This is a genomic window from Micromonospora sp. CA-249363, from assembly GCF_050950185.1.
Taxonomy (GTDB): domain Bacteria; phylum Actinomycetota; class Actinomycetes; order Mycobacteriales; family Micromonosporaceae; genus Micromonospora.
Genome location: NZ_CP192020.1, coordinates 6,567,807 through 6,579,818 on the forward strand (window position 1 = coordinate 6,567,807; position 12,012 = coordinate 6,579,818).

At 72.3% G+C, this 12,012-nt stretch carries 13 protein-coding genes; 6 read left to right on the plus strand and 7 right to left on the minus strand.

Annotated features, from left to right (window positions below):
• Nucleotides 1–8 precede the first annotated feature (8 nt).
• A complete protein-coding gene (locus ACQPZK_RS29525; protein WP_433536014.1) occupies nucleotides 9–548 on the minus strand; it encodes an Lrp/AsnC family transcriptional regulator in 540 nt (179 codons plus the stop codon).
• A gap of 130 nt (nucleotides 549–678) precedes the next feature.
• Between ACQPZK_RS29525 and hppD the strand changes: the two genes are divergently transcribed.
• From hppD to ACQPZK_RS29550, 5 genes are all read left to right on the plus strand, one after another.
• The gene (gene hppD / locus ACQPZK_RS29530; RefSeq protein ID WP_433536015.1) at nucleotides 679–1,884 is read left to right on the plus strand and encodes a 4-hydroxyphenylpyruvate dioxygenase; all 1,206 of its coding nucleotides are present in this window, start codon (nucleotides 679–681) and stop codon (nucleotides 1,882–1,884) included.
• Nucleotides 1,885–1,895: 11 nt separating this feature from the next.
• A complete protein-coding gene (locus ACQPZK_RS29535; RefSeq protein WP_433536016.1) occupies nucleotides 1,896–2,621 on the plus strand; it encodes an RDD family protein in 726 nt (241 codons plus the stop codon).
• Nucleotides 2,622–2,658: 37 nt separating this feature from the next.
• Nucleotides 2,659–3,741 carry an RDD family protein gene (locus tag ACQPZK_RS29540; protein ID WP_433536017.1) on the plus strand — a complete coding sequence of 361 codons (1,083 nt, stop codon included), beginning with the start codon at nucleotides 2,659–2,661 and terminating at the stop codon, nucleotides 3,739–3,741.
• The gene (gene hisC / locus ACQPZK_RS29545; RefSeq protein ID WP_433536018.1) at nucleotides 3,738–4,841 is read left to right on the plus strand and encodes a histidinol-phosphate transaminase; all 1,104 of its coding nucleotides are present in this window, start codon (nucleotides 3,738–3,740) and stop codon (nucleotides 4,839–4,841) included. The genes ACQPZK_RS29540 and hisC overlap by 4 nt, the downstream gene beginning before the upstream one ends.
• A gap of 140 nt (nucleotides 4,842–4,981) precedes the next feature.
• Entirely contained in the window at nucleotides 4,982–5,257 is a 276-nt protein-coding gene (locus tag ACQPZK_RS29550) for a hypothetical protein (protein ID WP_433536019.1), read from the plus strand.
• Nucleotides 5,258–5,313: 56 nt separating this feature from the next.
• Here ACQPZK_RS29550 and ACQPZK_RS29555 read toward each other — a convergent pair whose 3' ends face one another.
• The 5 genes from ACQPZK_RS29555 to ACQPZK_RS29575 form a co-directional block, all read right to left on the minus strand.
• Entirely contained in the window at nucleotides 5,314–6,570 is a 1,257-nt protein-coding gene (locus ACQPZK_RS29555) for a PQQ-binding-like beta-propeller repeat protein (RefSeq protein WP_433536020.1), read from the minus strand.
• 84 nt (nucleotides 6,571–6,654) lie between these two features.
• Nucleotides 6,655–7,137: an SRPBCC family protein gene (locus tag ACQPZK_RS29560; RefSeq protein WP_433536021.1), complete on the minus strand. Its 483-nt coding sequence runs from the start codon at nucleotides 7,135–7,137 to the stop codon at nucleotides 6,655–6,657.
• 133 nt (nucleotides 7,138–7,270) lie between these two features.
• The gene (locus ACQPZK_RS29565) at nucleotides 7,271–7,480 is read right to left on the minus strand and encodes a DUF397 domain-containing protein (protein WP_355050986.1); all 210 of its coding nucleotides are present in this window, start codon (nucleotides 7,478–7,480) and stop codon (nucleotides 7,271–7,273) included.
• Between the two features lie 175 nt (nucleotides 7,481–7,655).
• Nucleotides 7,656–8,852 (minus strand): fumarylacetoacetase, encoded by a 1,197-nt coding sequence (gene fahA / locus ACQPZK_RS29570; protein WP_433536022.1) that lies wholly within the window; start codon nucleotides 8,850–8,852, stop codon nucleotides 7,656–7,658.
• Nucleotides 8,849–9,718 (minus strand): hypothetical protein, encoded by an 870-nt coding sequence (locus tag ACQPZK_RS29575; protein ID WP_433536023.1) that lies wholly within the window; start codon nucleotides 9,716–9,718, stop codon nucleotides 8,849–8,851. Before ACQPZK_RS29575 ends, fahA begins: the two co-directional genes overlap by 4 nt.
• A gap of 94 nt (nucleotides 9,719–9,812) precedes the next feature.
• On the opposite strand from ACQPZK_RS29575, the gene ACQPZK_RS29580 reads away from it, so the two are divergent.
• Nucleotides 9,813–10,979 (plus strand): homogentisate 1,2-dioxygenase, encoded by a 1,167-nt coding sequence (locus tag ACQPZK_RS29580; RefSeq protein ID WP_433536024.1) that lies wholly within the window; start codon nucleotides 9,813–9,815, stop codon nucleotides 10,977–10,979.
• Here the strand turns inward: ACQPZK_RS29580 and ACQPZK_RS29585 are convergent.
• The gene (locus tag ACQPZK_RS29585) at nucleotides 10,976–12,004 is read right to left on the minus strand and encodes a tetratricopeptide repeat protein (protein WP_433536025.1); all 1,029 of its coding nucleotides are present in this window, start codon (nucleotides 12,002–12,004) and stop codon (nucleotides 10,976–10,978) included. The genes ACQPZK_RS29580 and ACQPZK_RS29585 overlap by 4 nt on opposite strands.
• Nucleotides 12,005–12,012 lie beyond the last annotated feature (8 nt).

Sequence of the window (12,012 nt, forward strand, 5' to 3'; positions counted from 1 at the left end):
AGCCACGATCACGGATCTTCCGTACGCCCGCGCCGCCGTGTCGCCGCGCTTTCTGCGCCGGAAGGTGTTACGGCGCTGCGGACCAGTGGGAGCGTGCGATAGGGAATCTGCTCCGCCAGCGCGATGATCGTCGACGCGCGGGTGATGCCGGCGAACGAGACGATCTGGTCGATGACCCGTTGCAGGTCGGTGTTCGAGCGGGCCACGATCCGGCAGAGCAGGTCGCTGGAGCCGGTGATGGTGTGCGCCTCCAGCACCTCGGGGATCGCCGCCAGGTGGGTCGTGACCGGGTCGTGGCCCTGCCGTTGGCTGATCTCCAACGTGACGAAGCTGGTCACCCCGAATCCGATCGCGGCCGGTGAGATCTCCGGACCGAAGCCCCGGATGACACCCCGCTCGATCAGCTTGTCCAGCCGTGCCTGCACGGTGCCCCGGGCCACGCCGAGCCGCCGGGAGCACTCCAGCACCCCGATCCGCGGCTCCTCGGCGAGCAGTTCGACCAACCGAACATCCAGCGCGTCGAGCTGTACAGACTGCTCACCATTCATGGGTCCAGACCATACCGAATGCGCAACCTGACCAGCATTTACGTCGACAGTTGCCCACTCGCCGTCCGCGCCGCGATCCTTCGGTCAGGAACCGGCCCACGAGGCCGGCCGGTACGCGAGGGAGGCCATCATGACCCAGGCGATCGACCGACCCCAGTCGACCGAGGACGTCGACATCGACCGGCTCGTCGGCGCTGTCGACCACGACATCAGCCACGACCCGTTCCCCGTCCGTGGGCTCGACCACGTGCACTTCCTGGTGGGCAACGCCAAGCAGGCCGCGCACTACTACTCCACCGCGTTCGGCATGACCTGCGTGGCGTACCGGGGCCCCGAGCAGGGCTACCGTGACCACGCCCAGTACGTGCTGACCAGCGGCTCGGCCCGCTTCGTGCTGACCGGCGCGGTGCGCCCCGACGCCGACGGCGCCGACCACGTGGCGAAGCACAGCGACGGCATCAGCGACATCGCGCTCGAGGTGCCGAACGTCGACGCCGCGTACGCGCACGCGGTCGGCCAGGGCGCCACCGGCGTCGTCGAGCCGCACGACGTCACCGACGAGAACGGCACCGTCCGGATGGCCTCCATCGCCGCGTACGGCGACACCCGGCACACGCTCGTCGACAGGTCCCGCTACCGCGGCCCGTTCCTGCCCGGCTTCGTGGCCCGCGGCCCGATCGTCGACCGGCAGCCCATGATCGACGCCGGCATCCAGCCGAAGCGGTTCTTCCAGGCCGTCGACCACGTGGTCGGCAACGTCGAGCTGGGCCGCATGGACGAGTGGGTCGAGTTCTACAAGCGGGTGATGGGCTTCTCCAACATGGCGGAGTTCGTCGGCGACGACATCGCCACCGACTACTCGGCGCTGATGAGCAAGGTCGTCGCGAACGGCACCCGCAAGGTGAAGTTCCCGCTCAACGAGCCGGCCATCGCCCGCAAGAAGTCGCAGATCGACGAGTACCTGGAGTTCTACCAGGGCCCGGGCGCCCAGCACATCGCCGTCGCCACCAACGACATCGTGGCCAGCGTCGACGCGATGCGCGCCGCCGGGGTCGAGTTCCTGGACACGCCGGACTCGTACTACGACGACCCGGAGCTGCGGGAGCGGATCGGCAACGTGCGGGTGCCGATCGAGCAGCTCAAGGACCGCAAGATCCTGGTCGACCGGGACGAGGACGGCTACCTGCTCCAGATCTTCACCAAGCCGGTGCAGGACCGCCCCACGGTCTTCTTCGAGCTGATCGAGCGGCACGGCTCGCTGGGCTTCGGCAAGGGCAACTTCAAGGCGCTCTTCCAGGCCATCGAGCGGGAGCAGGAAGCGCGCGGCAACCTGTAACACTGTCGAGCGTGACGCAGCCTCCGTCGTACCCGACGCCGCCGGTCGGTGGGCCTCCGCCCGCCGCCGGCGGCATCGCGCCACCGCCCGGCCCACACCCCCAGGGGTACGGCGGCCCGCCGCACCACGTCCCGCCGGGGTACGCCGTGCCACCGCAGTACGCGCCGCCCGGCTACCCTCCGCCGCACTGGCCGGCCGCCCCGCCCGCGCTCAGCCCGACCGGGCAGTCGCTGGCCAGCTTCGGCGACCGGCTGCTGGCCTGGCTCATCGACACCGCGCTGGCGACCGTCGTGGTGATGGTGCTGTTCATGCCGGTCTTCCTGGTCCTGTGGTGGCGCATGTTCCGCGAGGTGACCCGGACCAACCCGGACGGCACGCTGGTGGAGCCCGACCCGGCCACCTTCCTCATTGACTTCTTCCTGCCGCTGCTGCTGTTCGAGATCGGCATCTTCGTCGTGCTGCTCGGGCTCTACTGGCTCTACCACGTGGAATACCTCAAGCGTGGCGGCCAGACGCTCGGCAAGAAGATCATGAAGCTGCGCGTGGTGCCGCTCGATCCCACCCGCACGCTGGACCGGCGGATGGCCGGCCGCCGCTGGCTCGTGCAGTACCTGGCGTGCTCGCTGGTCCCCGGCCTGAGTTACGCCGACGGGTTCTGGCAGCTCTGGGACAAGCCCTGGCAGCAGTGCCTCCACGACAAGTTCGCCGCGACGGTCGTCGTTAAGGTTGCCTCGTGAGCGAGCGAACCAACAGGTACGGCAGCGGAGCGTCGGCGTGAGCGTGCAACCCGGCTGGTACGTCGACCCCGCCGACCCGGAGACCCGTCGCTACTGGGACGGAGAGGGTTGGCTCGGCGCACCCATCCCCGTCGACGCGACCCCGCCCGACGGCCCGCCCCCGCCCGAGCCGCCCCCCGTGCCGGTCGCCCCGGCCGCGCCGGCCGGCTCCCCGTCGGCGGAGACCGCGCAGGGCTGGCCGCCGCATCCCGGCCAGCCGCCGCATCCGGGACACGGCCCGCAGGCCGGCCCACCTCCGGGCTGGAGCCCGCAGGGCACCCCGCCCGGCTGGGGTCCGCAGGGCACCCCGCCCGGTCATGGCCCTCAGGGCACGCCGCCCGGCTGGGGTCCGCAGGGCGGTCCGCCCGGTCATGGCCCACACGGCACCCCGCCCGGTTGGAGTCCGCAGGGCGGTCCGCCCGGCTGGGGGCCGCAGGGGCCGCCACCCGGCTGGGTCCCCGGCTGGCCCGGCCGCCCGCCCGAGCCGCGCCCGCACGGGTTCAGGCTGGCCGGTTACGGCCGGCGGCTCGTCGCCCGGCTGATCGACATCGCTCTGCTCCTCGCGCTGAACGTGCTCGTCAACGGTTGGTTCGTCTGGCGGTTGCTGGATGAGCTGCTGCCGTACTGGCGGGAGGCGTTCCGGCGCGGGATGGAGGGCAACCGCTCCACCGAGGGGTTGCCGCCGATCAGCGAGCAGACGCAACTCCTCCAGATCGTGATCGTGCTGATCGCCACCGCACTGTGGCTGGCGTACGAGGTACCCGCCATGGCCGCCAACGGGCAGACCCTCGGCAAGCGGGTCATGCGGATCCGCGCCGTGCCCGTCGAGGCCGACCAGCCGTTGGGCTTCGGGCGGGCGCTACGTCGCTGGACGCCGTTGGGCATGCCGACTCTGCTGTGGAGCTGCTGCGGGCTCGGCCTGCTCGTACAGCTCTTCGTCGCCGTGTCCCCGCTCGTCGACCACCCGCTGCGCCGGGCGCTGCACGACAAGTACGCGCAGACCGTGGTCGTCGAGGTCCCCGCCACCACCGGTCCCCCCGCCACCGACGATCACCCTCAGCCCTCGGGAGACACCCCATGACCGACTCCGGACGTCACCAGCCGGCGGTGCGACTGACCCGCGCCGACCTGGACGCGCTGCCCAGCTACGTGCCCGGACGCAGCCCGGCCGACCTGGCCCGCGAGCTGGGTCTGCCCGAGGCCATCAAGCTCGCCAGCAACGAGGTGCCGTACGGGCCGCTGCCGGGGGTGGTCGAGGCGGTCACCGAGGCGGTCGCCGGCTCGCACCGGTACCCGGACATGGGCGTGGTCGCGCTGCGCGACGCGTTGGCCCAGCGGTACGGGGTGGACGCGGGCCGCATCGCCACGGGCTGCGGGTCGGTGGCGCTCGCCGAGCACCTCGTACGGGCCACCTGCCTGCCGGGTGACGAGGTGCTCTACGCGTGGCGGTCGTTCGAGGCGTACCCGATCATCGCGGCGACCAGCGGCGCGACCAGCGTGCGGGTCGCCAACGACGCCGGGCACGGGCACGACCTGGCGGCCATGGCGGCGGCCGTGACCGATCGGACCCGGATGATCCTGGTCTGCAATCCGAACAATCCGACCGGCACGGCCGTCCGCCGGGCCGAACTGGACCGGTTCCTCGACGCGGTGCCGGACGACGTGCTGGTGGTCATCGACGAGGCGTACCGGGAGTTCGTCACGGACCCCGAGGTGCCGGACGGCCTGGACTACCTCGGACGGCCGAACGTGGCGGTGCTGCGCACGCTGTCCAAGGCGTGGGGCCTCGCCGGGCTGCGGATCGGCTGGCTGGTCGCGCAGCCCTCGGTGGCGGCGGCGGTCCGCAAGGTCGTGACGCCGTTCTCCACGAGCACGGCCGCGCAGGCCGGCGCGCTCGCGGCGCTGGCACAGGCCGAGGAGGTGGAGCGCCGCTGCGCGCTCGTCGTCGCCGAACGGGACCGGGTCACCGAGGCGCTGCGCAAGTTCGTGCCTGACGTGCCGTCCAGCCAGGCGAACTTCGTCTGGCTGCCGCTCGGCGAGCAGGCCGTGCCGTTCGGCAAGGCGTGCGAGTCGCGCGGGGTGATCGTTCGCCCGTTCGCCGGCGATGGCGTCCGGGTCACCATCGGCACCCCGGCCGAGAACGACGCGTTCCTGGCCGCCGCGGAGGCGGCGCTCGCCTGACGACCAGCACCTATCGCGCACGACGAGTGGCGGCGGGTTCGTCGCCACTCTGTCGTCTGCGGCGCGCGGCCAGCCAACCGATGGCCACCAGCGTCATGCCCACAGCGACGAGGAGCGGAACCGACCCGCCACCTGGCCCGGTGACCGGCAGCTTTCCACCGTGGGAGGGCGTCGGAGTGTGCGGCGTGGGCTGGGGCGTCGGCGGTGTGACGGTCGGCGACACCGGCACCACCTCGAAGGTGACATTCGTGTCGTCCGACGGCGCGACCCGCACGGCGGCGGACGCTGTCGCCCGCGTCCCGTTCGCGACGAGCGTCGGTGGCACCATGATCACGAGGCCTGCGGTGGCGGCGATCAACCATCTGGCTGCCCTGTTGTCCACGCGTCGACCCTTCCTCCGGAAACCTGAACCGTGAGAAAAGTACCTATTACGGTCGCATGTGGTGAAAGTTTCAGGGGATGGGTGACCCGATCAGGTGGCGGCCAGGATCACCGCCTCCGAGGTCAGGTAGTAGCGCTGGTCCTCAGCGTCCGGATCGACCGGTTCGCGCAGCCGTTCCATCGCTACGTAGCCCGCCTCGGCCCAGACCGCCCCGGGTGCCCAGCCCGTGCCATCCGAGCCGACGTTGAGGGTGCTGCGGGACAGCAGACGCCCGGTCGTCGGGTCGAGCGTCACCAGGTCGTTCGCCTCGGTCAGCAGGTGCACCCGGCCGGGCTGGGCGGTGAGCACCCGCGCCGGGCCCAGGCCGGCGTAACGCCACAACTCGGCACCCGTACGCGCCGACCGACCCACCGCCACCCCGTCGACGACGCCGACAGCCTGTTCACCTACCACGACGACACCGGCCGGGTCCAACGTCGGCGCGGCCGACGGCTCACCACCGCCCAGAATCCAACCCCGGCCACCGGCGTCACCCGGACCGGCCGTGCGCAGGGCCACGCACTCCGACCGGCCGGTACGACATCCGAGCGGGGTGACCACCAGAGCATCCGGGCCGCCCGGCGGTCGCCAGCGCTCGCCGACCAGGCCCGTCGCGGCGTCCCGGAACTCGACCGTGGGCGTTCCGGCGCAGGTGTCCAGACCGATCAACCGCCCGGTCGCCGTGGTGCCGACGTCGCTGCGGCAGTCCCCGGGCAGGTCGGTCCGCCACAGCTCCCGACCGCTGGACAGCTCCACCCCGCTCGCCCGAGTCTCCCCGGTTACGGCCACCACGGTCCGGCCGTCCGGAAGGTCGCTGAGGAGGAGACCGCTCGGATTCCAGACGGTGGCGGCGCCCGTGCGCCGGACCACCGCCGTGCTGGGCACGGGCACCGGTCCGTCGGCCCGCCAGCGCACCCGCCCGGTGGACGCGTCGAGCGCGACCAATCGGCCGTCCGACCAGCGGCTGACCACGATGGTGCCGCTCGCCACCACACCGGTCAGCTCCGCCGGCCAACGCCGGTACGACCAGAACGGGGTGGTCCGGTAGCGGCCGTCGACCGGCCGGTCCGCGTAGACCTGGCGGTGGGCGGCGTACACCCGCAGCCTCCCGTCAACGATCAACGGGGCGACCGGCAGGCGGCCGATCACACCGGGCGCGCGTTCGGGTGCTGGCGGGTACTCCGCTCGGGCCGGCGTACTCACCTCGGCCGGCGCGAGCACCCGGTGGACGACGACCGCGACGGCCGCCACGGCGAGTAGCACCGCCACCGCCAGCACGAGCCGTCGCCGGCCCCTCGGGAACCCCATGCCGCACCTCCGCCCGGCACCCTACCCAGCGCAGTGGGTGGGAGCCCGGTCAGGTTGTACGGGTCGAGCTCCTGGCACGTGGGCTCAGGCCGCTTCGAGCGAACCGGCGGCACCGGCCGCGACGGCCAGGTCGGCGAGGTCACGCCGGAGCGCCACCTCGACCGCCCGGGCGGCGAGGCCACCGAGCAGCAGGGCAACCACCCGACCGTACGGGGCGGTGGGCACCGCCTCCTGGGTGACGGTGACCGAGGTGCGCGGGCGACGGCGTCCCCGGGCCGGGCGCAGGTGCCAGGTGATCCGGTAGTCCGCGCCGGCGCCGGACGAGCAGAGCACCAGCCGCTGGGGCGCGAGCGCCTCCACCACCAGAAACTCCTCGGTGAGCGTGCCGCCGCCCGGCTGGGCGCGCTCCTCACGCCAGGCGGTGCCCGGCCCGAACGGGCCCGGGGTCAGCACCTGGACCGGACCGGCGCCGGTCAGTCGGGTGGCCCGGCCGGACAGGTCGGTCAGCAGACACCAGACATCGACGGCGTCCGCCTCGATGAAACCGGTAACCGCGACCGTCGACATGCCACCCTCCCGTGCCACCGACGGTACGCGCGGTGCGGGCAGGACGAGGCCCCCGGACGGAATTTCCACCACCCGGAGGCCACGTTGCCCGTTTCGGCGGCCACGTCGCACCGTTTCACCGGTGCGACACCGCTCAGCGCTCGAAGCGACCGGACCTGATCGCGCCGACGAAGGCTGTCCATCCCGGCGGGCTGACAGCCAGTGTGGGCCCGCTCTGGTCCTTGGAGTCGCGAACCGCCACCAGACCGATCACGTCGACCAGGTTGTCCGCCACCTCCACGCAGAGCCCTTGGTCGTTGGACCGGCTGCTGGTGCGCCAGAGCGCTCCGGTGAGATCGTGCATGGTTGTTACCTCCGTGTGCGTCGGGATGCCCCACCACCCCGGCCGGAGGAAGATCCGACCAGAAGGGGTGGCGGGGCATTGTGATCCGCGTGATCAACGGGGTAACGGGGTCTGGTGATCGCACAGACGGTGCGACCACGAGTCTCATCGATGAGACGGTCCGGCGGAGGGTGCGTCAGCGGGCCGGCTGCACCGTTCCGGTGACCTCGCCCAGGGCGATGGTGGTGCCGTCCGGGCCGGGCGCGGTGGCGGTGATGGTGACGGTGTCACCGTCGACGAGGAAGGTACGGCTCTCCGCGCCGACCTTGGCGGGCTCGGCCCCGCCCCAGGTCAGTTCCAGGAACGAGCCGACCTGGGAGCGGTCCGGACCGGAGACGGTGCCCGAGGCGTACAGGTCGCCGGTGCGCAGGGACGCGCCGTTGACGGTCAGGTGCGCCAACTGCTGGGCCGGCGTCCAGTACATGCCGGCGAACGGCGGCTCGCTGACCCGTTCGCCGTTCCACTCGACCGACAGCCGCAGGTCGAGCCCCAGGTGCGGCACGTCGCGCAGGTAGTCGACGACCGGCGGGTCCTGGTCCGGGGCCGGCACGAAGGCGTCGGCCAACGCTTCGAGGGGCGTCACCCAGGCCGAGACCGAGGTGGCGAAGGACTTGCCGAGGAACGGGCCGAGCGGCTGGTACTCCCAGGCCTGGATGTCGCGGGCCGACCAGTCGTTGACCAACACCACCCCGAAGACGTGGTCGGCGAAGTCCTCCACCGGGACGCGGTCGCCGAGCACGCTGGGCACACCCACCACGAAGCCGACCTCGGCCTCGATGTCGAGGCGTACCGACGGACCGGTCACCGGACCGTCGGCGGACGCCCGCTGCCCGGTGGGCCGGACCACCGGCGTGCCGGAGACCACGACGGTCCCGGCGCGGCCGTGGTAGCCGATCGGCAGGTGCTTCCAGTTCGGCAGCAGCGGTGGCTGCCCGGGGCGGAAGATCTGCCCGACGTTCGAGGCGTGGTGCTCCGAGGAGTAGAAGTCGACGTAGTCGGCCACCTCGAACGGGAGCAGCATCTCCACGTCGGCCAGGGGCACCAGCAGCGGCTCGACCGCCGGCCGGTGCGCCGGATCGGTGAGCAGCTCCACGATCCGCTGGCGGACCGCCGTCCACTGCGGACGCCCGAGCGCCATGAAGTCGTTGAGGGTGGGCCGGCCCAGCGCGCCGGCGGCGAGCACCAGGCCGGCGGCCTCCGCACCGGCCAGGTCGAGAATCCACGACCCGATGCGTACGCCGATCCGCGGCTCGTCGCCGCCCGAGGAGAACACCCCGTACGGCAGGTTCGTCACGCCGTACGGCGAACCGTCAACGCCGCTCACCCAGGTCATGCGTCGTAGCCCCCGTTCACCAGCCCCAGCCGGATCAGATCGGTAAGTGGTTCCAGGATGCTGCACGAGCCGAAGCCGACCCAGAGTGGGCGCGGCGCGTCCAGCTGTCCGTTGACGCGTTCCAGCAGCGGACGCGGATCGAGCGCAGCCAGCAGTTCGGCGACCATCCCGACGCTCTCCCCGTCGGCGGCGGCGAGCGTCGCGGCCAGCACGTTGGCGTATCCGTGGTGGGTGAAGCCGGTCTCTGGGTCGAGGTGCCGCACCGCCTGGTGCAGCCCGGCGGTGAGCTTGAACGGCAGGTCGCGGTCGCGGCAGGCGCAGATCACCGCCGCCAGCTCGGCCGGGGTGGGGAACAGCTCCGCGGCGAGGCCGCCGGTGCGGAACTTGGCGGCGATCGGCACGCCGTCGGCCCGAGCCACGGCGAGCGCGTCCAGGGCGCCCATCAGGCCGAAGGTCAACGGCAGCTCGGCGTAGACGGCCTCGACGCCCGACATGGCTCCGGTGAGCCGCAGCAACTCGGCGACGCCGGGCAGCGGATCTTCGCCCCGCTTGGCGACGGCCACCTCGACCTGTCGGGCCGTGACGCCGTCGGGTGGCAGGAACGAGAGCGCGAAGGGCAGGCCGGCGATCCCGGTGTCACCGATCAGCCCGATCACGAAGCCCTCAGCCGGATCGACGAGACGATTCAGGTCGCCCGACGCGACGGTCGAGGCGGGGACGAGCAGCGGGCCGACCAGGTCCGCGTACCAGGCGGCACGGTGCTGGCGGTGCGCCTTCACGGCGTCGGGCAGCGTGGCGCTGCCCGGAGGGAAGACGGCGGCGTCGTCCACCAGGCCGTCGAGGAGCGCGGGCACCTGCGTTGACACGGAACAAGAATCTACGGGACGCTACAAGGAACGGACAACAGCGTCCGATTATCGGACGCCTTCGGCCGGTGAACGGGATATATCGGGAGGCGAGATGCCGTACTACCGCAGCGTCGGCGAGGTGCCACGCAAGCGCCACACCCAGTTCCGCCAGCCCGACGGCAGCCTCTACGCCGAGGAGCTGATGGGTCAGGAGGGCTTCTCCTCCGACTCGTCCCTGCTCTACCACCGGCACGCGCCCACCGCGATCCTGGCCGCCGACGAGTTCACCCCGCCCGCGTTCACCCGGACGCCGAACCTGCCGCTCAAGCCCCGCCACCTGCGCACCCACAAGCTCGACGCCGGTGACGCCGACCCGATCCTCGGCCGGCAGTACCTGCTCGCCAACGAGGACGTCCGCATCGGGTACGTCCTCGCCGACCGGCCCTCCCCGCTGTTCCGCGACGCCACCGGCGACCACTGCCTCTACGTCGAGGCAGGCACCCTACGGGTCGAGTCGCCGTTCGGAGCCTTGGACGCGGTCGCCGGCGACTACGTCGTCATCCCCACCTCGACCATCCACCGGCTGGTCCCCACCGGCGACACGCCCGTCCGGCTGCTCGCCGTCGAGGCGTCCGGGCACATCGGTCCGCCCAAGCGCTACCTCTCCGTACGCGGACAGTTCCTGGAACACTCGCCGTACTGCGAACGTGACGTCCGGGGCCCGGACACGCCCCTGCTCGTGGACGGCGAGGAGGTCGAGGTCCTGGTCCGGCACCGCCGCGGCTGGACCCGCCACGTCTACGCGAACCACCCGTTCGACGTGGTCGGTTGGGACGGCCACCTCTACCCGTGGGCGTTCTCCATCCACGACTTCGAGCCGATCACCGGGCGCATCCACCAGCCCCCGCCGGTGCACCAGACCTTCCAGGGGCCCAACTTCGTCATCTGCTCCTTCGTGCCCCGCAAGGTCGACTACCACCCGCAGTCGATCCCGGTGCCGTACAACCACCACAACGTCGACTCCGACGAGATGCTCTTCTACACCGGCGGCAACTACGAGGCCCGACGCGGCTCCGGCATCGAGCAGGGCTCGATCTCGCTGCACCCCTCCGGGTTCACCCACGGCCCCCAGCCGGGCGCTGCCGAACGCTCCATCGGCGCGGACTACTTCGACGAACTGGCCGTCATGGTCGACACCTTCCGCCCTCTCGACCTCTGCGACGCGGCACGCGCCTGCGAGGACGACGCCTACGCCTGGACCTGGGCGCGCCGCCCCTAGCGGAAGGTCGTTCTGGTGAAGGCGGTGAACTCGGCTATCGCCGTGGCTGCGATGGCGAGCACCAGCGGCCACGGTGAGCCGACCAGGGCGTACACGAGTAGCAGCAGCGGCGCGGCCGCCACCGCGTAGATCGCCAGGGCCATCGTCCGGTCGGCGTGCAGCATCGTGGGCAGGACGGTCCGGGTGAACCCCGGGAGCCGTGCCGCGAGCTGCCACACGACGACGCCGCCGGTCAGGGCGGCGAGCACCGCCAGGACCCGGGAGAACCCGTCGCTCGCCGACGCCGCGAACGCGACCACCACCGCGGCGGCCAGTGACCAGCCCGCGCCGTAGAACACCAGGCGGTGCAGGCCGTGCGCGAGGGTCCGTGGGGAGTCGATCCGGCTCGGGCCGAACGTCACCATCTCGGCCACCTGCTCCAGCGCCGACGACCAGCGGCGCTGCTCCAGCCGCAGAACGCCGACGTCGTGCCCGACCTCGGCGAGGCGGGGGTCGAGCCGCAACGCCTCCCGGTAGGCACGCTCGGCCAGGTCGAACAGCTCCAGCCGAGCCGCGACCAGACTGAGCACCAGATGCGCCTGCGCCTCCTGGGGGGCCAGCTCGACCCCGCGCCAGGCCGCGTTCAGCGCCGGCTGGCCGTTGCGCGCGTCGGCCAAGATCGCCGCGGCGCTGCGCTGGGCGTACGCGTCGGCCGGCCCGAGCGCCAACAGCCGGTCGGCGGTGGCGGCCGCTTCGGCGTACCGTCCCAGGTCGGCCAGCGCCATCGCCCGCACGACGAGCGCCGGCGGGGCGTCCGGTGCGGCGGCCACGGCCGAGTCGGCGGCGGCGAGCGCGTCGGCCGGCCGGTCGGCGGCGAGATGCACCCGGGCCAGCATGGTGAGGGCTTCCGGGTCGGCGGGCTTGAGCGCGAGCCCCTCGGTCAACTCGCCGGCCGCCTCGTCGTGGCGGCCCAGCTCGGCCAGGAGCTGGGCGCGTTCGAGATAGCCGTCGGCGGCGAACCGGTCGGGTGCGGGATCGGTGGACATCGCGGCGA

Excerpts from the sequence above, each read along its gene's own strand:
- hisC (WP_433536018.1), top strand. The coding sequence starts at position 3,738 with ATGACCGACTCCGGACGTCACCAGCCGGCGGTGCGACTGACCCGCGCC.
- ACQPZK_RS29525 (WP_433536014.1), bottom strand. The coding sequence starts at position 548 with ATGAATGGTGAGCAGTCTGTACAGCTCGACGCGCTGGATGTTCGGTTG.
- ACQPZK_RS29555 (WP_433536020.1), bottom strand. The coding sequence starts at position 6,570 with ATGGGGTTCCCGAGGGGCCGGCGACGGCTCGTGCTGGCGGTGGCGGTG.
- ACQPZK_RS29565 (WP_355050986.1), bottom strand. The coding sequence starts at position 7,480 with ATGCACGATCTCACCGGAGCGCTCTGGCGCACCAGCAGCCGGTCCAAC.
- fahA (WP_433536022.1), bottom strand. The coding sequence starts at position 8,852 with ATGACCTGGGTGAGCGGCGTTGACGGTTCGCCGTACGGCGTGACGAAC.
- ACQPZK_RS29585 (WP_433536025.1), bottom strand. The coding sequence starts at position 12,004 with ATGTCCACCGATCCCGCACCCGACCGGTTCGCCGCCGACGGCTATCTC.
- ACQPZK_RS29580 (WP_433536024.1), top strand. The coding sequence starts at position 9,813 with ATGCCGTACTACCGCAGCGTCGGCGAGGTGCCACGCAAGCGCCACACC.
- ACQPZK_RS29560 (WP_433536021.1), bottom strand. The coding sequence starts at position 7,137 with ATGTCGACGGTCGCGGTTACCGGTTTCATCGAGGCGGACGCCGTCGAT.
- hppD (WP_433536015.1), top strand. The coding sequence starts at position 679 with ATGACCCAGGCGATCGACCGACCCCAGTCGACCGAGGACGTCGACATC.